Genomic DNA, 20,919 nt, shown 5'->3' on the forward strand with positions numbered 1-20,919 from the left:
ATCAGCCGGCGACCAGTTGCCGCGTCACGCCATTGCGCCAGCGGGCCAGGTGTTCGTCGGCGTAGCGCCGCAGGCAGCGCAATACCGCGCTTTCGTGCTGCACGAGAAAGAAGTGGTGGCCGTCGAACATGTCGAGGGAAAAGCCGCTGGCGGCATCGAGTTGCCAGTCGAGCAATTGGTCGGCGCGCACGCTGTCCTGCTTGCCGCCGAACACATGGATCGGCATGGCCAGCGGCGTGCGTTCGCCATAGTTGAAGCTGCCGCACAGCAGGAAATCGGCACGCAGGATAGGCAGCATCAGTTGCATCAATTCGGGGTTGGCCAGGGCTGCTTCGGCGGTGCCCTGCAGTTCACGCAGGCGGGCGATCAGTTGCTCATCGGTCTTTTCGATGGCGTATTCGCTGACATCGCGGCGCGCCGGGCCGGCAGTGCCGGAGGCGAACAGCGCCAGCGGCGCAGGGACGTTGCGGGCGTTCAATGCGTGGGCCAGCTCAAAGGCGAGCAGGCCGCCAAGGCTGTGGCCGAACAACGCGTAGGGGCCACCCAAATCGTGGCTGATTTCATCCGCCAGTTGCGCAGCCAGGGCCTTGATATCGCGCTGCAAGGGCTCGTCCATGCGCATGCCGCGACCAGGCAATTCCAGCGGGCAAACCTGCAGCCACTCGGGCAACGCTCGGCGCCACCGTGCGTAGACCATGGCGCTGGCGCCGGAATAGGGCAGGCAGAACAGGCGCAGTCGGGTCGGCGTGCTCATCGCTCGAAGACTCCAAACTGAAACACGCTGTGTGCACGGTAAAAACCCATTTCGTCCTCCTGCGGGTGCTGATCCTTGGCCGCCTTGCTAACGGACCTGTCACCCAGAAGAACGGACGGCAACCGCAAATAATTAGTCGCCGGGGATGAGCGAGACGTGGTTCACACCGAACAAGAAAGCATAAGATTAGTTGCCCTTCTCATTTGACAATCATTATCATTCAGCCTAATTTGTTGCCCGATGTGTAGGAGGCCTCAGCAAGGACGCCCTCCCCCAACCTATTTATCAAGGTGATTTCCATGACGGAACAAGTATCCACAGGCAGGTGCGACTCACCACTTCTCCAGGCGTTCGTCGACAATCGATTGATTCTGGTGAAGATCGCAGCACGTATTACCGGCTGCCGCTCCCGCGCCGAAGATGTCGTGCAGGACGCCTACTTTCGCCTGCAATCGGCGCCGACGATCACCTCATCGTTCAAGGCCCAACTGAGTTACCTGTTCCAGATCGTGCGCAACCTGGCCATCGATCACTACCGCAAGCAGGCCCTGGAACTCAAATACTCCGGGCCGGAAGAGGAAGGCTTGAATGTGGTTATTCACGGCGCATCACCGGAAACCTCCCACATCAATTTCAACACCTTGGAAAACATCGCCGACGCGCTGACCGAGCTGCCCCAGCGCACCCGCTACGCGTTCGAGATGTACCGCTTGCACGGCGTGCCGCAAAAGGACATCGCCAAGGAACTGGGGGTGTCGCCAACGCTGGTCAACTTCATGATCCGCGATGCGCTGGTGCACTGCCGCAAGGTGTCGGGCAGCCATAGCGATACCTTCGCACGCCGGGTCTGAGGCAAAAAATGGGGAGCGGCCTGCCCGCTCCCGCCTGTGAACCTCGCCTCAGATCAACCCGCACCGCTCAAAAAACCGCTCCCGCCCCAGAATCATCAGCGCCGCGCGCTTGTGCGGGAAGTCGAACTCCTTCTCGCAGTGGAAACACTGGTTGTGCATATGGCCGATCATCTTCGCGTTATCGGCACGCGGTTCCGCCACCACGCGCTGGGTGCGCGGGTCATCCAGGAACAGGTAGTGCACCAGCGCCGACAGCCAGCTGGCGACCTTGTGCGGACCGCGATGATGTTCCTCCCCCACCAGCATGTGGATGCCACGGTCGTAGTCGGCCGCATCGTAGAACGGTGCGATACGGTCTTCCTTGGCCCAGTAGGCTTCGAAATAGGCAAAGGGTTCATCGTCGAAACAGCCGATCAGCGTGAGGGTGTGCGGATCGGCGGCGAGCTTGTCGAGGTATTCCCGATGCTGCTCCAGGCTGCCGCTTTCCTGCCAGAAACTCGCCACGCGCGCGCTGTTCTGCCAGCGATTGAAGCGCGCCAGGTCCACATCGATTTCAACGGTGCGCAGGGAAATCCAGGCGCCGAGGCGTGCGTCGTAACGTCGGTAGACTTCACCTCGGGGTTTCGGTGCGCGGACCGGGTGGCGCTTGCCCGCACTGACAATCATCTGTTGCGGGTAGCTGCCACTGGACGATTGCCCCAACCACGGCTGGGGCAGTTGCCAGAACAGGGTGCGCTCGCAGCGGTACTGCCCGGCGGTCTCGGCGACCACCAGCAAACCAGTGCTCAAGGCCTCTTGCGGCGCATGTGCGAGGTGCCAGGTCAGGCGCTGCCGAGCGGGTTCCCTGGCAAACAACCAGTAGCAGGCGGCCCACAAGGCACGGGCGGAAGGCACATCGCCGGGGTTCTGCAAATGCACCTGCAATTCATCGCCACGTTCCAGGCGCAAACGCGCCAGCGGCTGGCCTTCCAGGGTCAGGCTCAGGTGGCTTTCGGTTTCATCAGCATTCAAGGCAGGCCCGGCCGGCAATGGCAGGACCGACAGGTCATTGAGATTGGACATGGGAGGGGCTCACGTAATCGTCGACAGATAAGGAAGTGACGTGAGCCGGAGGAAGAAATTTAGCCGATCAAGGTACCGCCATCACGTCGATGCGGTACGGCTCGAAAATCTTCAGCATCTGGCCGTTATCACGCAGGCGTTTGAGCATTTCGGCAAACGCAGGCCCCGTGATCGGCGCCTTCGGCCGTAGCAAGGCGTAATGGTGATAGACCTGATCGATACGCTCCGACACCAGGAACTGCGCGGCCATATCCGCATTGCGCACCATAAAGTCACTCAGGTACGAACGGGTGACCAAGGCAATGTCCGCTCGCCCACGCGCAACCATCAGCAGGTTGCTGTCATGGGAATAGGTCAAGGTGGCGTTGAAATGCTCGGCCATGTTCCTGGGGTCGGGATTGAAGCTGGCAAAGGCGTAGTGGTATCCGCTGAACACCGCCAGGCGTTTGCCCGCGAGGTCGGCGAAATAGTCCTGGCCGCGACCGGGCTCACGCTGGGCGATGAAAATCTCTGCGTCTTCCAGCCCCATGTCGATGCTGGTGTGGGGGATTTTCTGCCAGCCCCAGGCGGGGTTTTCGAAGATGGCCATGTCGATCCGGCCCTGCTCTAAATCGCGGAAACGCCTGGGAATGGAGGTGGGCACCAGCACAAACTGGTAGTCGGTTTGCAAGGCGTTCAAGGCCTCGACCAATTGCGGCAGCAACCCGGTGTCGGCGCCCTGCTCCGGGCGCACGGTGTAAGGCGGGAAATGCGCCGCGCCGACGCGCACCAATTGCGCAGCCGAGGCCGGCATCCACCACACGGCGCCCAGTGCCCATATTGTTAGTCCTGCAGCCAGCCGCCATGGCGAAAACATCAAGGCACACACCGTTCAACCGATTGATGGCGATAAGCTAGGCGTTTTTGTCTGGCGAGACAACTTTCCACCACCAAATTAATAGCTTGCGCCTCAGTCAGCTTTCAGAACCATCAGCAGGGCTTCTTCGGCCAACTGCTCCAGCGTCAGGTTGCCCTCGGCGCGAAACCAGGTAGTGGTCCAGGACAAGGCGCCGGTGAGAAAGCGCCGCGCGATAAACACATCACCCTTGATATAGCCCGCAGCCTTGGCCTCGCCCAGCACGTGCAGCCAGAGGTCTTCATACACGTCGCGCAGCGCCAGGACTTGGGCCTGGCCGTCCTGCGACAACGAGCGCCATTCATACACCAGTACCGCCATGGCTTCGCCGCTGCCGCCCATGATCGACTGCAACTCGCAGCGGATCAGCGCCAGCACACGCTCGCGCACGTTCGTCGCGTGCTCCAGCGACGCCCGCATCATCGCCGTGTTGTAGTGGATGGTTTCTTCCATCACGGCCCGCAGGATCTCGTCCTTGCTCTTGAAGTGATGAAAGATGCTGCCGGACTGAATGCCCACCGCACTGGCCAGATCACGCACGGTGGTGCGCTCGAAACCCTTGTTGCGAAACAGGTGCGCCGCGGTTTGCAGCAATTTGCCCCGGGCGCTGTCGGGATCGGTCAATTGGCCGCCTTCGACCATGGTGCGCATCACCCGCATGGCTTGGTGCTCATCCATGCTGCTCTCCTCTACTTCCACTGACGTCTTGGCCGGCAATTTAGGCCGTGTCCGCCAACCAAGCAAGCGCTTGGCCAAATCTTGCTCGAAGCGATGAACAGGGAACATTCACTCACGGTCGGCATTCACGAGATTGCAAAGGCTGGACAGGTGATTGACGCCAACCCGGTGCGCAATCGCCAGGTTTTGCTGGAGATCGAATAGGCCCTGGGCGGAACTACAGGGCCGGGCTACGCTCTATCCCCATCAAGAAGGGACGAGTACGGGAACCTGCACAATGCCTCATTGGCTGATTATTGACCTTGAAGCCACAACGGATGAAGGCGGCTGGCCCGTGACGGAGATGGAAGTCATCGAGATCGGCGCGAGCCTGGTCAACCGCCAGGGCCGCGAACTGGACCACTTCCAGCGCTTTGTGCGGCCGTTGCGCCGCCCATTGCTGACGCCTTTTTGCCGTCAGTTGACCCACATCACCCAGGCAAATATCGACGCCGCCGCGCCCATCACCGAGGTGTGGCCGCTGTTCGAACGCTGGCTGGGCCAGCATCAATCGCGCCTGGAGGGCTGGGCCAGTTGGGGCGACTATGACCGTGCGCAGCTTGAACTTGAATGGCAGCGCAATAGCCTGGTCAGTGCACTCGCCAAGACGCCCCATGTGAACCTCAAGCAGCGCTTCGCCAAGGCCCGGCGCCTGGACAAGCCCCTGGGGCTCAACGGCGCGCTGCAATTGGCGGGCATGCAGTTCCATGGCCAGCAACATCGGGCACTGGAAGATGCACGCAATACCGCACGCCTGCTGCCGTTGATTTTACCGGTCTAGGCAGCTCCCCCGCCCTTGGGCATACTGGCCGACCTTTCCAGACCCTTTTTCCGAGGATTCGCCCATGTTCAAAGTCAACGAGTACTTCGACGGCACCGTCAAGTCGATCGCTTTCGGCACTGCAGAAGGTCCGGCGACCATCGGCGTGATGGCTCCGGGTGAATATGAATTCGGCACCGCCCAGCGTGAAATCATGCACGTGGTTTCCGGCGCCCTGACCGTCAAACTGCCTGACGCGAGCGAGTGGGAAACCTTCGCCGCCGGCAGCCAGTTCAACGTTCCGGCCAACAGCAAGTTCCAGCTGAAGGTCGCCGTGGACACCGCTTACCTGTGCGAATACCGCGGCTAAGCCTTCGCCCGCTCAAAAAAATGCCCGTCTCCTGCGAGACGGGCATTTTTAATGGGCGCTGAAAACTATTCGAGAATGGTCACTGGCATGCCCACTTCCAGGCGGCCGTTGCCCTCATTGACCAGGTTCTGGCCGAACATCGCGCCGTCCTCCGTCTTGCGGTAGGTATCCAGCGTGGCGAAAGGCTCACGGTCGGCACTGCGCTCGCCGGTTTGCGGGTCGATGGTGGTGAGAATGCAGCGTGAGCAGCGTTTCACCGCACGAAACTCCACATCACCGATGCGCAGGCGCTTCCAGCCGTCTTCAGCGAAGGCTTCACCGCCTTCGATCACCAGGTTGGGACGAAAGCGCAGCATCTCCATGGGGCGGCCGATTTTTTGCGAGAGGTCGTCCAGCGACGCTTGCCCGATAACGAGCAACGGATAACCGTCGGCAAACGCCACCTGGTCATCATCGCGACCGTAACCGGCCTCGGTCGTGCGGGCACGGTCCAGGGGCATCTGCACCAGCCGCGTCGGCTTGCCGATAAAGGCGCTGACCCAGGCGGCGGCTTCATCACCGGCGTCTGGCACGCGCAAGGTGTCGCGCCAGATGGTCACGCCGCGCAACTCGGCATCGCTGCCGGGCAGCGCCACGTCCAGCGGCGCATGGCCGGGCGAACTCAAGGTCAGGCCACCGCTGCGGCTCCACAGGGCCGAGAGCTGGCTCATCTTCGCCACTGCCCGCTGCGTAAGGAAACGCCCGCTGGCCTCATCCACCAGCATCCAGCGTCGATCCCCGTCCAACCCGAGTTTATCCAGGCCGATCTGCTGCAAGGTTTCGGCCTTGCCGGACTTCAAAGGGTAACGGTACAACGCACTGAGACGAAGCATGGGCCTGCATTCCTGAGGGGGCAAAGATGCAACCCTAAGGTCAAGCGGTGGCTTCGTCCAGCATCAGTCGCTGACGCACCACATCCACCAGTTTGTCGGGCTGGAATTTGGACAGGAAGTTGTCGCATCCGACCTTCTTCACCATCGAGTCGTTGAAGCTGCCCGACAGCGAGGTATGCAGCACCACGTACAGCTTGCGCAGACGCGGGTCGTTGCGGATCTCGGTGGTGAGACGGTAGCCGTCCATCTCGGGCATTTCGGCGTCGGTGAAAATCATCAGCAGCTTGTCGGTCATCACGTGGCCGGCGTCGGCCCAGGCCTTGAGCATGTTCAGTGCCTTGAGGCCGTCGCTGGCGATGTGCATCTTCACGCCCAGTTGGCCCAGGGTGTCGCGCAATTGCGACAGGGCAACGTTGGAGTCGTCCACCAGCAATACTTCGCGGCCACGGGCTCGTTCCAGCACCGGGTCTTCGAGCTTTTCGCGGGAAACCTTGGCGTTGTAGGGCACGATCTCGGCAAGGACTTTTTCCACGTCGATGATTTCCACCAGTTGATCATCGACCTTGCTGATGGCGGTGAGGTAGTGCTGACGCCCGGCGCTGGTCGGCGGCGGCAGGATGGACTCCCAGTTCATGTTGACGATGCGGTCCACGCCGCCCACCAGGAACGCCTGCACCGAACGGTTATATTCGGTGACGATGATGGTGCTGTTCGGGCCAGGCACCAGCGGGCGCATGCCGATGGCCTGGGACAGGTCGATCACCGGCAGGGTCTGGCCACGCAGGTTGACCACACCGCACACAAAGGGATGGCGCTGGGGCATCAGGGTCAACTTGGGCAGTTGCAGGACTTCCTGCACCTTGAACACGTTGATTGCGAACAGCTGCCGCCCGGCCAGGCGAAACATGAGGATCTCCAGGCGATTCTCACCCACCAGTTGCGTGCGTTGGTCTACCGTGTCGAGAATGCCGGCCATTAAAAGCTCCTGGTGTGCGCTGGAAAATGCGCGAAGGGATTGTGCAATTCATTACTGCTGTTATCGGCGGCGAAAGCCAGACCTTGACCCCCTTAAAATGCCACGCAAATTCATTGATGTCACACTGACATCATGCTCTACTGCACGCACGTCTCCAGACAGCGGTACTGCGGCATTGCACGACATTCAAATCGGTGCAAGGTTCCGCCATGTAAGGGATTCCCCTATACACAATCAGGCCCAACCTGATATTCGCAATATCTAATAGCCATTAATGTGACGCCATTCTCATTGCATGAATGGAGTCAGGCTTTTGTTTGTCATCGCAAGCCCTCGGCCCACGGGTCTTCCGGACGCTCACGTCGCGGCAACTGATGGTGTGCAATTGAGCCTGCTCACAAGGGCCACGCGCAGCCGTCGCCGTCATTCAAATAAACGTCCTACTGAACAATCAGAAGCGACCTACATACTCCAGTTATCTTTCAGCAGTAGTTTTACGCCATTCACCCTGTGCGACCTCTCATCACCCAACCTTATGTTGCGGAGATTTGCATGATGAACGACGGTAACGAGTGGCAATTTGCACTTCCAGAGTTCCTGTACGAGGCTGAAAAGCTGCTGGCCAAGTCGGAGGAGTGCCTGAGTCACCTGCATTTGATTCGCAACGACAACGACGCCATCGACTGCATGAAAGTCAGCCTGATCAAGCTCGCCGAAAAGGCCGATTGCCTGGCTCTGGGGGCGATCAGCGAATTTTCGCGGCACATCCAATACCTGATCGCCAACGCCGAAAACCCTCTGCAGCTGCACGATGAGGCCCTCAATGCCTTGGAGGATTGCCTGAGACTGCTGGCCTGGCAGCTGGAGTTGATCGATGCGAAGACAGGCCTGTTGGCACTGGATGAAGCGGAACAAACCACATTGATCGCCACGGTCACACTGCAGATTCCACAAAAGGACTTCAGATATAAACCGCAGCAGCGTATTCACCACGCTTCTTGAGGGGTTATCCAGTCGGATTCAGCGCTAAGTTGTCTAAAAACGACAGATTTAATTAACGCGCTGAAATTGAATGACCCCTGCATGGATATCAATTAGCCATTAAGGCTACAGGCCTTTAAAACAATAAACCTCACTTCATTAACTCTGGGATTAGCGTCCCGGGGTGTTTGCGCGTCTAAATAAGCCCGCCAGACAGGCACCTGGCGACCAACGGTAAGAGTAGTGGTACTATCACCCCGCTCGAAGTGGCTGAACTTTTGCCACTTTGAAAACGATTCAATCACGTATTCCAAACAGCGTCCGGTCAGCGTCGACCGGTCTTCCCGCAGCGAACCTTCATTGGCTACATCCGCTATGCATGCCAGCCTCAAGACATTCATCGCAAGGTCCGCGTCCCGCAGCAATGCACGCCGTTTGATCCTCACCCTCTGCCTTGGCTCGCTGCTGCTGAGCCTGTGGGCTTATTCCCACTCGGCACCGTTGCCGCTGATGATCCTGCTGTTCAACCTGGCCACTGTGTTGGTGGTGGGCGTGCAACAGTGGTACTCGCGCAAATCCATCAAGTTCCAGCCCCAGGAATTGGCCGATCGCCTGCTGCAAGTGCAGGAAAACGAACGCCACCGCCTCAGCCGCGAATTGCATGACGATATCGGTCAACTGTTGACCGCCGCCAAGCTGCAAAGCGAATGGCTCAAACGCCGCCTGCCGGATGAGCTGCAAACCCAGTGCAACGTCCTGTGCAACACCTTGAACGAGACCCTGGCCAAGGTGCGCGACGTGTCCGCCATCCTCAACCCTCGCCAGCTCGCCAGCCTGGGCCTGGAAGCCAGCCTGCGCGCGCACCTGCTCAAGACCCTGGAAAACACCCCGGTGCATTGGAGCCTGGAATGCCAGCAACGGCTGACCGGCATCCCGGAAGAAATGGCCGTGGCGGCTTTTCGCATCACCCAGGAAGCCGTCACCAACATGCTGCGCCACGCCCAGGCGCGCAACCTGCTGGTACGCCTGCAACGCCTGCCCGAGGGACTGTCGCTGACCATCTGCGATGACGGCCAGGGCTTTTCGCCCGCCATCAACCCCAGCCTGGAAGGCCAGCGAGGCATGGCGGGCATGTCCGAGCGGATCGATCAGCTTGGCGGTTCATTATCCGTGAGCAGCCAGCCAGGCAACGGAACACGCATCGACGCGCTCTTCCCCTGGGCGCCCCGCGCCCTCGAACGGGCCAGCGCCCCTAAGGTTATCGAGTGAGCTGCACATTACTGCTGGTGGACGACCATGCCCTGATCCGGGCCGGCGTACGTGCACTGATCCAGGATATTCCCGGCTACACCGTGACGGGCGAAGCCAGCGATGGCGCGCAGTTGCTGGAGCAATTCAATACGCTGCTGCCGGACATCGTGCTGCTGGACCTGTCGATGAAGCACACCGGCGGCCTGGACGCCTTGCAGCAACTCAAGCGTGCGCACCCCAAGAGCAAGGTGTTGATCCTGTCGATGCACACCGACCCGGAGCTGATCATGTGCGCGCTGGAGGCCGGCGCCCACGGCTATCTGCTCAAGGACACCACCGCCAATGAGCTGGAACACGCGCTGCAAGCCCTGCGCAACAACGAGCGTTACCTGAGCCCGGCGATCGCCCACACGGTGATCAACCAGGCGCTGGTGCGCAGCCAGGGGTCAGTCACACCCGCTGGTCACAGCCATAACCTCACGGCTCGCCAACTGGAAATCCTGCGTCTGATCGTGCGCGGCAAATCCACCCGCGAGATCGCCCACGGCCTGGGCCTGAGCATCAAGACCGTGGAAGCGCACCGGTCGCAGATCATGAAGCGCCTGCAGATATTCGACGTGGCGGGGCTCGTATTATTTGCCGTGCGCGAGCAGATCATCAGCCTGGACGACTAGGGGCGAACCCACCGGTAAATGCACGCGAAGCGCCTTGGGCAGCGCTTCGAAACGCAGGTCGTCCCCTTCCAGCGGCTCGCCATCAAGGTTGATGTACAAGCCCTGCGCCACCTTGATGTTGACCCACGGCAGGCGCGCCCGCACGAACATATTGTCGAGCCCGCCGTCGCTCATCAGATTGAGCAGCGTGCCGACCACTTCCTGGGGCGCCGGCAGAATGCTGACGTCGAGCAAGCCGTCATCGGCCAATGCGCCAGGGCACAGCACATGCCCCCCGCCCGCCTGGCGACCGTTGCCGATGCCCAGCGCCAGCAGCTCGCCCTTCCAGTGGAAGTCCGGGCCTTCCAGCTCGCCATAGGCGGCCTTCAACTCGCTGAAGCGCGTCAGGCCGGTGAACAGATAAGCCGCGCCGCCGAGGACTTTCTTCAGGTCTTCGGAGGTATTGGCCGTGACCTGGCTGCCGAAGCCGCCAGTGGCCATGTTCAGGAAAATCTGCCCGCCGACACGGCCCAAGTCGATTGCCCTGGGCGGCACATCCAGCAACGCCAGGGCCTGGGCCGGCTCCAACGGCACGCCGGCGGCCTTGGCAAAATCATTGGCGGTGCCCAATGGCATCAGCACCAGGCTGGCGTCGCTCTTGGCCTGGGCCATGGCTTCGGCCACGTCACGCAAGGTGCCGTCGCCGCCGCCGGCAATGATATGGGTATACCCAACGTCCAGGGCCTCCTTGACCAGCCGTTGAGCGTCACCGCCCTCCCACGTCACCCGCACCGCCAACTCCCAACCCTGCTCGCGCCGGGCCAGCACCGCCGCGCGCACGTCCTCGTTGAGGGCTTGCTTGCCGTGGAGGATCAACAATGCCTTGGGGGTGGTCATGGGGGGCGTACTCCTGGGTTCAATGGTGCTTGAAGGATGTTGACCTTTGAGGAGTAGGAAAAAGTCATTCAGGCCGAAAAATAATTGGCCTGCTAGAAATTATCCATCGCGTTGCACATCGACACCTTGCCCCTGGGCGCAGGCTCCACCGCAACCCATTGCTTAGCGCCCGCCGGCAGTTCGTGCAGCTGGAACGAACAGCTTGCATAGATGGACGCCTGCACCATGTAGTCCATCCCCGGCCGAGGCACGAAGGTCATTGTGCTGGAGCATTGCCGGGAATACTGCAATTTCCCCAGGTAATGAAACGCGATCGGCGTGTTCGCCGGCACCACCAGCTCGGACGACACGGCAGCGTCCCACGAGTAAATCGGCCCTGGCATGCCCAGGCTTTCGCCGTTGTGATCGGGGAAGCCCGCCTTCGTCGACGCCATCACCCCGGCGCCCGGCACATTCCAATCCAGGCAATCACGCCCCGGTACTGCGCGCACCAGACCGTCGGTGATCAACCGCACGCGAGCGGTTTCGCCGGACGTCGGGGCGACGTAGCCGGTGGACAGCGAGCGGATGTTCGCCACCTGGCCGCAGCCCGTCAGCAGCACCAGCAACACCACGGGAACCCCACGTAAAACATTCATCGGCAATCAACTCGCAAAGGAAAAAAGAGCCGCTTACGGCTGGCGGCAATTCTGGTTGACCGACAGCTGCGGCGCCGGCTCGTACTTCACCATCTGCAAGCCATCGGCGCCCTGGAAGATGAAGTACTTGATACGGCAGTCCTTGAACATCGGCGAGTAACCCTCAGCCCGAAAGCCTTCGCCCTCGACCCGCTTGGTCACGGCGTTGTTGCGGCTGACCACCGCGAGCACCTGGGCATAGCTCTGGCCCATTTTCACCCCTGGCTCGCCGGTGACCGTCATCGACGAGGCACAACCACCCAACCCTGCCGCCACCAATGCCAGCGCGACGCCGTACAGTCCATTGCGTAGCTCGTTCATTCCCTGCTTCCTTTCAGTAATGGATTACCGGCGGCCTTCGCACACCGGTGATTCGCCGATACGGCCAAGCTTGCATAGGTCCAAGTTATCTTTGCGTGTGAAGCCTGCATCTTTCATGCAGTAGAAGCGCGTCAGGACCACATCGATCGGCGACGTGTCTCCCGCGCCATCAAGATTGATATACCCGCAGGCACGCATGGCATCGTCGACCCCTTGTTGCGAAACGCCGCTTTTTTTCCATTGGGTGTAATCCCCAGGCGGCGGTTGAAAGCCCCTGCCCGTGCAGCCGATCAATAACACCGCGTAAACACTCAGCAGCAGGCTCTTCCTGAACATCGTGTTCTTCCTAAGGGTTTGCGCAGATCGTTCATTCCCTACGACCTTTTAGTGATGGATCAGCGGCGACCTTCACACACCGGTGATTCGCCAACGCGGCCAAGCTTGCATAGGTCCAAGTTATCTTTGCGTGTGAAGCCCGCATCTTTCATGCAATAGAAGCTCCTGAGCCTCTCATCAATTGAGCCGCCGCCCGTGCCCGCCACATTCTCGTACCCGCACGCGAGCATGCTGTTCTTGACGCCATCGACAGAGACCCCGCTCTTTTGCCAATAGGTAAAATCCGGGGGCGGTGGTTGGAAGCCCCTACCCGTGCAACTGATCAATAACACAGCGCAAACACTCAACAGCAGGCTCTTCCTGAACACTGCGATCTTCCTCATGGTTTGCGTAGATCGTTCATTCACTACGCCCTTTTAGTTGATGGATCAGCGGCGGCCTTCACACACCGGCGATTCGCCGATACGGCCTTCCTTGCACAAGTCAATGTTGTCCGTACGCTTGAAACCGGCGTCTTTCATGCAATAAAACCGTTTGAGTACCTGGTCAATCGGCGTCTTGTCCCCCGTCCCTGTCAGGTTGGTATAGCCGCAAGCGGTCATAGCACTCTTGACGCCTGCTTGCGAGACCCCGCTTTTTTTCCAATTGGTGAATTCCGGCGGCGGTGGTTGAAAGCCCCTACCCGTGCAGCCGGTCAGTAACAGAGCGCCAATACTCAACAGCAGGCAACTTCTCAACATAACGTCCTCCTTATTCTCCGGCGCGCTTGAAGTGTGGCATGCCGTCGGTTGAATCACCCCAGAAAGGCTTGCAGGCATCCCCCCCGTTGCCGTAGCAGTTGTGCGCTGTCTTATCGCCGCCAAGCACTTTCAGCCACTCCCATAGACGAACGCTGCCGTCCGGGACCGTACCGCCTGTAGCGGCGTTGAACCCCACGAGCGGCAAGCGCGCAACCGGATCGAGATAGTGATTCTGGTAGCGCAGTTCCATCGCCTCACGCTGTGACTCGGAGTCCAACCCTGAACGATTCTGCAAGACGCCCAACAACGAGTCGGCCTTCTGCACACCGTAGGCAGCACCGAAGAAGTTCATCGACGTTTTGCCGAGGATGCCTGCGTTGGCCGGATCACGGGCCAGCGACTCCATGGCACTGCCAGTAGTCAAAGTGCCCCGGCTGTGACCATCGATGTGCAACCCGCTCTGGCCAAACTGCGTCATGTACTCCTTGGTTTGCACAGCTGCATTGGACAACCCCCAGAAATCATTCTCCAGATTCTTCTGATAAGCCGCGATCATCAACTCGGAAGTGAAGTTGTTCGCCTTCTCGAAGTGGATCAAGTATTGCGGCCCGGTATCGGCCGAACTGTGCTGCTCGGCGTATTTGGCCGCACCATCGATATCGTTGAAAATGCCATTGTTGGCGATATGCACTTTGCCGTCAGGCCCTTTCTTGAGGTTCTGTTTCTCTTCGTCGCTCAGTTCGCGACGGTGAACTGTGCCGTCTGGATCAACAATCGCCTTGCCATCCTTGTCCTTCAAGACCTCATACACCCGCGCCTTCTCGATAAAGATCTTGCGATACGCCTCATCCGCCAACAACGAAACCTGATGATAGAACTCACGTTTGATCTCCTGCTCGGCCTCGACCTTGCGCCCCATTTCCGCCACATCCAAGCGTCCCACGGCGACGTGGGCAGCCTCGGTGTTGCGGTTGAGGTTGGCAATTGTCTGGTCGACCGTCATGCCGCCAACCACACGCTGGCGCTCGGCGTTGGTGATCACCAATGTGCCGGCGCTGATCGCGCTGCGGGTGTCGCTGGATTCGGAATCGGAGTCCGAGCCGTTGTTGAGGCTGTTGGCGAGCAGCGCCTTGGCCGTGCCCAGTTTGCCGTCGAGCATGTCCGAGCTCAGGTCGACGCCTGAGGTCTTGGCGCTGGCTTCGGACACGTTGTGGATGTCGGACACGGTCAGCGTGCCGGTGGTCAGGCTGTTTTTGCCGTCGGCAATGGCCTTGTCGGAACTGGCGATCACGCCGCCCTTGAGGTCGGTATTGCCGCGCACGTTGATGTCGAAACCACCATCGCCGGCCCGGATGCCCGATTGCTCGATCACGCTGGCAAAGTTGGACTTCTGCTTGGCGTTGGTGGAACTGAAGCTGGCGGTCGCCGCACCGGCACACACCGGCGGGATGCAGATGCTGATCCCGGCGCTCATGCTCTTCTGCTCGGACGCGAAGGTACTGGTGTCCTGCAGGCTCTCGACATTCAGGTTGCCGCCAATGTCGGCCTTGACGGTCTCGCCCGATACCACCGCACCTCGCAGCGTGGTGTCCTTGCCGGAAATCAGACTGGCCTGTTTGCCGGCCGTCACGTGGGTGTTGCTCCACACCAGGTCATTGCCATCGGCATTGCCACGGCTCTGGGAGGCGGACGCGTTGAAGCTCAGGCCGTTCTTCTCGCTGCCAAACGAGATGCCGATGCCCAGGCTGCCATTCACGCTTTTGTTGGTGCTGTGTTGCTCGATGGTGTTCTGCGCGCCCGCCAGCAGGATATTGCCGTCGGCTTTCAACAACGCATTGTTGCCCGCCGTGATCTCACTGCCCTGCACGGTCAGGTCGTTGTTGCGCGTGCCGCCCGAGGACACGATCGTCACATCCCCTCCGGCGGCGACCGTCGAAGCGGCCGCCGTGTTGCTGGTCTGCTCGCTTTTGCTCTCGCTCTTGTTCATGCCCAGGGCAATGCTCAGGTTGATGCCGCCCGCCGCCGCCGGGTCGGCCATGACCTGAGTATGGGCGTCGTTGGCGGACCACGCGGTACTCAGCGCCGCCAGGGTCTTCATGCGTTTGTCGTCGGTACGCTCGGCGGCTTTGTTCATGCGCTGGGCGGTTTGTACCGCACTCACAATCGGGTTGGTCAGGGTCAGGCTCACGCCGGTCTGCTTGAAGCGCTGCTCCTGCTGCTGCGCACTGAGGTTGCGCGCTTCGAGGATATTGACCTCGGACGCCTCGATCGACACATCACCATTGGGCGCGTTCACATTGCTGCCCACCTGACGGTACTCGCCGCCGGCGCTGATCAGCACGTTGCCGTCGGTTGCGCCAATGTTGCTCGCGGCCGCCGTGGTCTGCTGACCGCTGTCCTTGTTGGTCTGTTGCTTGGAACCAACGGTGACGGCGATCGCGCCGCCGCTGAACATGCCGCTGGTCTTCACATCCTTCATGTGTTTTTCGTCAAGCTGCTCGGTGGCCGCCAACACCTTGATGTCATTGCCCGCCGCCAGCACCGTGCCCGAGGTGGACACCACGTTGCTGCCGGTGACCGTGATGTTGTTGCCGGCCTGCATCACCGCCTGCTCGCCGCTGAAGGTCGAGGCCTGGGCGGTGGTCTGGCTGACCGTGTCGCGAGTCGTGGTGGTCTTGCTCGAAAACATCCCGTTGCTGCCCTTGACCTTGTGCGCTTCATCGGCGCTGTTGAAGCGCTCGCCAGCCTCGACGTTGATATCGCGCACCGCACTCACGGCCACAGCCCCCGCGTCGCTGTTGACCAGCGCCCCGCGCACCTGCACGTCACGCCCGGCGCCCACGCGGATGTCGCCGTTGGCCTGCACCGAACTGCCGACTTCATTGCGCCCGGCTTCCTTGCGCCAGTTGTCGCCATCCCATTGGTTGGCCTGGGTGTAGGACTCTTTCACGGTGGTCAGGCTGATATCGTTGCCCGCCACCAGCGACGTCTTGCCGCCGGCGCCGGTATTGCTGACTTGCGCCGCTTGCAGGTTGATATCGTTGCCGGCAGTGGCAATCAGGCTCGCCGCCGGTGCCGACACATACAGCCCCGCCACGCGCGACAGGCCGGTGCGGGTGCCCTGCGCGCTCTCGCTGTCGGTGGTGACCGAACGCACATTGATGTCGTTGCCGGCGCTCAGGGCCAGCCGGCTGTTGGCGCTGATCAGGCCACCGATGTTGTTGATGTCCTGGCTGGCGCTCAGGGCCACGTTATTGCCCTGGATGCGCCCGCCGAGGTTGTCGAGGTTCTGCACACTGATGTTCACGCCATCGCGCCCGGACAGACTGCCGGAGTTCACCAGATCACCGCGCACATCAAGGTTCAAGGTGCGCCCGGCCATCAGTGCGCCGGAGCCATCCAGATCGCCTTCGCGAACCCGCACATAGACCTGCGGCACCAGCACCTGGCGGACTTCACCGCTGGCCAGCGTCACGTCCCTGGACACCAGCCAGACGATGTCGCTGGTCAGCTGCGCCATCTGCTCGGCAGTCAGGGCGACGCCGGGGATCAGCTTCCACTGACCCGCCAGGGTCACGGCGCTGTCGATCATGCCGCGATACTGTTCCTCATCACTGGCGTAGCCGTCGAGAAAGCGCCGGCCGGTGAGTTGCGCGATTTGCTCACGGATCAGCTTCTGTTCGTAGAAACCGTCACCGAGGCGCTGTTGCGTGGCAGCCGGGTCCAGGTTCAGGCGCCCAAGCATGTAGTCCGAAGACAACCACTTGCGATAGTTGGCAAAGCGCGGATCGGTCTCCACCAGGTAGCTGGCGGTGCTGTTCGGGTTGGTCTGGAACAGGCTGCTGTTAGGCAGGTCGGGGTTGAAACCGCCGGTGCGGATCTGCTCCACCGCGCCTGCCGCGTCCAATTGGGTCAGCGCCTTCACTTCGCTGATCGGGCTCACGGCGTGGGTGCGGCCAGCGCCCGCCAGCGCACCGGTGCCCGCCGTGCTGTCGGTAACGTTGGCCAGCACCAGCGCGCCGACCTGGGTGCCGCTGCCGTTGATGGCCGCGTACTCGGTGTACACCGAGGGTTTGAGTGAGATCTGCTGAATCAACGGTGCCGGCGTGTACGCAGTGATGCCACGGCCCTGACGGTCGCGGCCTTTGCGCTGAATACGATAGAAGTTGCTCAGCGTGCCGCTGTCGGTGGTGATGCGCTCGCCATTCAACTCGGTATTGATCACGCTGCCGACGCCGCTGGCATTCAACGCCTGGCCGGCGATGATCCGACTCTTGTCGTTGAGCACCTGGTCGGCGATCAAGTTGAGGTTGCCACCGGCGAGCATCTGCGCCGGGTCGGAGCTGACAATCTGCGTCTCGGTGACGCTGCGCGTGTAGTCATAGCGGTTCCAGCGCGTACCGGAGCTTTCCGGCGTGACGAGGTGCAGCACCTCGTCGTTGTACAGCGAGATCTGGTCCGGCGTGTAACGGTTGGTCGAGCCCGACAGCAGGAACTCCTGCAGTACCTGATTGGACACCAGCACGCGCTGGGTGGCGAAGTGTTCGTTGGTGTTGTTGATCTGCCTGGCGTTGACGCTCAGATGACCCAGCGCTTCGACGGTGGCGCTCGCATTGTTCAGCACCTGTGCCTGGCCACTGGCCTGGTCGTTGGCGTCGAGCAAGCCGCCGATCACCGTATCGCCGGCGCTGAAGATCAGCCCGTGTTCACGGTTGTTGATGACTTGCGCGCCGATATCCAGGCGGTTGCGTGCCGCGATGGTCGCCGCCGTGGCGCCTTCGAGGGTGTTGTTGAGGGTGCCGGCGCTGATCGACAAATGATCACCGTAGAGGCGCCCGGTGCCGAGGTTGTTCAGGGTCGCGGCGCTGAGGCGAGTGCTCTCGCCATCGACTACGCCACGGTTGTCGAACTGGTTGACCGCGTTGACCTGCGCGCGCCGCCCACTGATCACGCCGCTGGCGCCGTTGTCGATGGCGCCGGCATCCACGCGCACCAGTGCGCCGGACTGCACCGCGCCCTGGTTGCTCAGAGTGCCGCCGATCTGCAGCGACAGGTCGCCGTTGCTCTGCACCAGGCCGCTGTTGATGAGATGCTGGGTCAGTCGAAAAGTCAGGTCGCCCAGGCTCTGGACCCTGCCGGCGCCGCTGTAGCTGGCGCTGTCGATCAGCACCGACTGGCCCGCAATCAGGGTGCCCGCGCCGTTATTGATGGCCAGGCTTTTCTGCGCCGGGTTGCGATCGGCCAGGGTCAGCACGCTGCCCGCCGAGAGGATGCCCGCGTCGTTGTCCACGCTGCCGCTGCCCTTGAGGTTCAGCGTGGTGTCGGACACGATTGAGCCGACGCGGTTGGTCAGCGTATCGGTGTCCAGGTCGACGCTCTGGCCCTTGATGCCCTGGTTCGCGCCCTGGGTCGCGCTGTTGTCCACGCTCGCGGCGGTCAGCAACAGATGCCCGTCGGCGCGCAACAGGCCCGCCTGGTTGCTCAGTTGCTGGGCGTTGATGTCCAGGGTGCGCGCGCTGCCGATAAAGCCCTGGTCGTTGAACACCTGACCGGCGCGCACCGTGACGTCGCGCTGGCCGAGGATGCCGCCGGTACTGCCGGAATTGCGGTTGCTCAGCTGTTGGCCGTGGGTATCCACGCTCAGGTCCGACTTGGCCTGCATGATGCCGCCGTCGTTGATCAACGCGCCGCTGTCGACGCCCAGCGTATCGCTGGCGTTGACGGTGCCTGCGCTGTTATCGAGCTGCTGGCCATGGGTATCGAGCAGCAGTTGCGCGCCGGTGATCACGCCACTCTGGTTGTTCAGGCCGAAGGCGTTGAGAGTCAGCGCCTTGGCCGCCTCCAGACGCCCGCCACGGTTGTTGAGCACGCCGGTGTCGCTGTTGACGATCAGGTCGGCCGCCACCGAACCAAGGGTGCCGCCCTGGTTCAACAGGCTGTCGGTCTTGACCGTCAGGGTTTGCGTGGCGGCGACGGTGCCGTTGGCGTTGTTCAACTGCGCGGCCTTGATCCCCAGCGCACCGCCGGCGGTGATCTGCCCGCTGCTGTTGTCGAGGGTGCCGCCGTCAAGGGTCAGTTTTGCAGCGGTGACCAGCTTGCCGTTCTGATTGTTCAGGTGCTGGCGCGCGCTGACGGCCAGGTCGCCAAGGCCGCCCGACTGCACCAGGCCGCCGGCGTTGTTCAGGGTGTCGGCGCTGACGCCGAGGGCGCCGCCGCTGGAAAGCGTACCGCCACTGTTGTCGAGGCTGCGCGCGACGGTCATCTGCATACCGGTGCTGCCGGTCTGCACCCACTTGCCGGCGACGTTGGACAAGTCCAGCGCGGTCACGCTGATCTGTGCCGCGCCGACCTGTGCGGCATCGCTGAGCAGGCTCTGATTGGCGTCGGCCGTGAGGGTCCGGCTGGCGGTGACGCGGCTGCGACGCAGGTCGAGGTTGCCGACGGTGCTGGTCAACTCGACGGTCTGGGCGGACGTCTGGCTGTCACTCAGGTCGACGTGCGCGGCGCTGGCCTTGAGGGTCTGCGCGGCGAGGTTCTGGCCCTTGGCGCTCAGGGTGCCGGCCGAGGTCAGCGTCAGCGAACCGCTGCTGCCGAGCTTGCCGGCGCTGTCCACGCCTGCGGCCAATGCGGAACCTGCGTGGCTGCGAATCGCCGAATTAGCGCCGGTGGCGGTCAGCGCGGCATTGCCCTGGGCGGACACGATGCCACGGTTGTCGATGTCGCCAGCGGTGTGCGCGTCCAGGTTGCCCTGGGCGTACAGCGTGCCGTCGTTGTCGATGCCCTTGTCGGCGCGGACGGTCAAGTCCGTGGCGCTGCTGATCTGGCCGTGGTTTTCGATACGGCCGTCGCTGCCGATCACTACTTCACCGGCACTGGAACCGATCTGCCCGGCGTTGCGCACACCGACGCCTGCGCCGTTGCCGACCAGGGTGATCTTGCCGGCGTACATGCCGCCCAACTGCGCCACGTCGATGCCGACGGTGGGTGTGTCGGTCGGCGCCGCGCCGGTGGTGCCGGCCTTGATGGTCAAGTCTTTGGACCAGATACCCGCGTTCACCTCGACGGTGCGCGCGATGATTTCGGTGTAGTCGGCACGGCTGGCGTCCATACCTTCGCCGCCGATGCTGACCTTGCCGCCCGAGACTTGGTAGCCGCTGATCAGGCCGTTCTCGAACTGTGCGCGGCCGGTGGTCAGGGTCGCACGGTCGGCGTTGATAAACCCGCAGCCCTCACAGGTGATGCCCGACGGGTTGGCAATGACCACCTGCGCCTTGGAGCCGCCCACTTCGACAAAGCCGCGCAACTGACTGGGATTGTTCGAGTTGACCTCGTTGAGAATCACCCGTGCGCTGCCGTTGACCAGGTTGCGGTTGCCTTCGATCCAGCCGCCCAGCTGCGTCTGGCTGTTGGTCACGCCGTTGTTGAGGATCACCCCGCGCTTGTCCACGTCGAACTGGGTGTAGGTGTTGCGCGACACGCCCGCGCCGCTCGGCCGGGTGATGTCCACCACCGTGGTGCCGTTGCCGGCGGCACCGATGGTCGGGCGCTGGCCCGCGGGTGCGGAGCCATCGACCACCACTTGGGCCTGCACCGGCGCCACCAGCGCGACCCAGCCCATGCCCAGCATCAGCGCAAACCGCAGCGGCGTCAGCGTGGCAACCGCCGTACCCGGACGCGCCACGGCGCCGGAAGTGCCGGGGGCCTTGCACACGCTCTTGACGTTTTCGGCCACCACCATCAGCAGGCCGCGAGCCTGGTTGAAGACAATTCGATACAGATGCTTATTCATGCAGATCCTTTGCGCGG

General features: G+C 61.8%; 18 protein-coding genes. 6 read left to right on the forward strand and 12 right to left on the reverse strand.

The features are described from left to right. Position 1 precedes the first annotated feature (1 nt). Positions 2 to 754 (reverse strand): thioesterase II family protein, encoded by a 753-nt coding sequence (locus AB3G88_RS19315; RefSeq protein ID WP_250924909.1) that lies wholly within the window; start codon positions 752 to 754, stop codon positions 2 to 4. 299 nt (positions 755 to 1,053) lie between these two features. Here AB3G88_RS19315 and AB3G88_RS19320 point away from each other — a divergent pair, with 299 nt between their 5' ends. Then, positions 1,054 to 1,605, forward strand: coding sequence for an RNA polymerase factor sigma-70 (locus tag AB3G88_RS19320; protein WP_034117025.1), 552 nt, complete (start codon positions 1,054 to 1,056; stop codon positions 1,603 to 1,605). A 48-nt stretch (positions 1,606 to 1,653) separates the two neighbouring features. Here the strand turns inward: AB3G88_RS19320 and AB3G88_RS19325 are convergent, their stop codons facing one another. From AB3G88_RS19325 to AB3G88_RS19335, 3 genes are all read right to left on the reverse strand, one after another. Continuing rightward, complete coding sequence (locus AB3G88_RS19325) at positions 1,654 to 2,667, reverse strand: GNAT family N-acetyltransferase (protein ID WP_099584159.1); 1,014 nt, start codon at positions 2,665 to 2,667, stop codon at positions 1,654 to 1,656. Between the two features lie 67 nt (positions 2,668 to 2,734). After that, positions 2,735 to 3,523 (reverse strand): substrate-binding periplasmic protein, encoded by a 789-nt coding sequence (locus tag AB3G88_RS19330; protein ID WP_099584158.1) that lies wholly within the window; start codon positions 3,521 to 3,523, stop codon positions 2,735 to 2,737. Between the two features lie 93 nt (positions 3,524 to 3,616). Further along, positions 3,617 to 4,240, reverse strand: a complete 624-nt coding sequence (locus AB3G88_RS19335) for a TetR/AcrR family transcriptional regulator (protein ID WP_158876864.1) — start codon at positions 4,238 to 4,240, stop codon at positions 3,617 to 3,619. A 277-nt stretch (positions 4,241 to 4,517) separates the two neighbouring features. On the opposite strand from AB3G88_RS19335, the gene AB3G88_RS19340 reads away from it, so the two are divergent. After that, on the forward strand, positions 4,518 to 5,060 hold the full coding sequence (locus AB3G88_RS19340; RefSeq protein WP_099584156.1) for a 3'-5' exonuclease: 543 nt from the start codon (positions 4,518 to 4,520) through the stop codon (positions 5,058 to 5,060). Positions 5,061 to 5,124: 64 nt separating this feature from the next. Then, the gene (gene ppnP, locus AB3G88_RS19345) at positions 5,125 to 5,409 is read left to right on the forward strand and encodes a pyrimidine/purine nucleoside phosphorylase (RefSeq protein WP_010208796.1); all 285 of its coding nucleotides are present in this window, start codon (positions 5,125 to 5,127) and stop codon (positions 5,407 to 5,409) included. Between the two features lie 65 nt (positions 5,410 to 5,474). Here ppnP and AB3G88_RS19350 read toward each other — a convergent pair whose 3' ends face one another. Continuing rightward, positions 5,475 to 6,281: an MOSC domain-containing protein gene (locus AB3G88_RS19350; protein WP_099584155.1), complete on the reverse strand. Its 807-nt coding sequence runs from the start codon at positions 6,279 to 6,281 to the stop codon at positions 5,475 to 5,477. 40 nt (positions 6,282 to 6,321) lie between these two features. After that, positions 6,322 to 7,257 (reverse strand): chemotaxis protein CheV, encoded by a 936-nt coding sequence (locus AB3G88_RS19355; protein ID WP_032887940.1) that lies wholly within the window; start codon positions 7,255 to 7,257, stop codon positions 6,322 to 6,324. Between the two features lie 552 nt (positions 7,258 to 7,809). On the opposite strand from AB3G88_RS19355, the gene AB3G88_RS19360 reads away from it, so the two are divergent. The 3 genes from AB3G88_RS19360 (at position 7,810) to AB3G88_RS19370 (ending at position 10,163) form a co-directional block, all read left to right on the forward strand. Then, on the forward strand, positions 7,810 to 8,259 hold the full coding sequence (locus tag AB3G88_RS19360) for a hypothetical protein (RefSeq protein WP_177411557.1): 450 nt from the start codon (positions 7,810 to 7,812) through the stop codon (positions 8,257 to 8,259). 354 nt (positions 8,260 to 8,613) lie between these two features. Then, on the forward strand, positions 8,614 to 9,507 hold the full coding sequence (locus AB3G88_RS19365; RefSeq protein ID WP_099584153.1) for a sensor histidine kinase: 894 nt from the start codon (positions 8,614 to 8,616) through the stop codon (positions 9,505 to 9,507). Further along, positions 9,504 to 10,163, forward strand: a complete 660-nt coding sequence (locus AB3G88_RS19370; protein WP_099584152.1) for a response regulator transcription factor — start codon at positions 9,504 to 9,506, stop codon at positions 10,161 to 10,163. The genes AB3G88_RS19365 and AB3G88_RS19370 overlap by 4 nt, the downstream gene beginning before the upstream one ends. Here the strand turns inward: AB3G88_RS19370 and yegS are convergent. From yegS to AB3G88_RS19400, 6 genes are all read right to left on the reverse strand, one after another. Further along, positions 10,122 to 11,039 (reverse strand): lipid kinase YegS, encoded by a 918-nt coding sequence (gene yegS, locus AB3G88_RS19375; RefSeq protein ID WP_099584151.1) that lies wholly within the window; start codon positions 11,037 to 11,039, stop codon positions 10,122 to 10,124. The two genes, AB3G88_RS19370 and yegS, sit on opposite strands and share 42 nt — an antisense overlap. 92 nt (positions 11,040 to 11,131) lie before the next feature. Then, positions 11,132 to 11,677 carry a hypothetical protein gene (locus AB3G88_RS19380; protein ID WP_099584150.1) on the reverse strand — a complete coding sequence of 182 codons (546 nt, stop codon included), beginning with the start codon at positions 11,675 to 11,677 and terminating at the stop codon, positions 11,132 to 11,134. Between the two features lie 33 nt (positions 11,678 to 11,710). Beyond that, positions 11,711 to 12,037, reverse strand: coding sequence for a hypothetical protein (locus AB3G88_RS19385; protein ID WP_099584149.1), 327 nt, complete (start codon positions 12,035 to 12,037; stop codon positions 11,711 to 11,713). Positions 12,038 to 12,061: 24 nt separating this feature from the next. After that, positions 12,062 to 12,373 carry a hypothetical protein gene (locus tag AB3G88_RS19390; protein ID WP_480451240.1) on the reverse strand — a complete coding sequence of 104 codons (312 nt, stop codon included), beginning with the start codon at positions 12,371 to 12,373 and terminating at the stop codon, positions 12,062 to 12,064. A gap of 428 nt (positions 12,374 to 12,801) precedes the next feature. Beyond that, positions 12,802 to 13,113, reverse strand: a complete 312-nt coding sequence (locus AB3G88_RS19395) for a hypothetical protein (protein ID WP_112196363.1) — start codon at positions 13,111 to 13,113, stop codon at positions 12,802 to 12,804. Positions 13,114 to 13,123: 10 nt separating this feature from the next. Continuing rightward, complete coding sequence (locus AB3G88_RS19400; RefSeq protein WP_480451243.1) at positions 13,124 to 20,902, reverse strand: hemagglutinin repeat-containing protein; 7,779 nt, start codon at positions 20,900 to 20,902, stop codon at positions 13,124 to 13,126. Between the last annotated feature and the right edge of the window lie 17 nt (positions 20,903 to 20,919).

The sequence above is a fragment of the Pseudomonas arvensis genome (genome assembly GCF_056688935.1).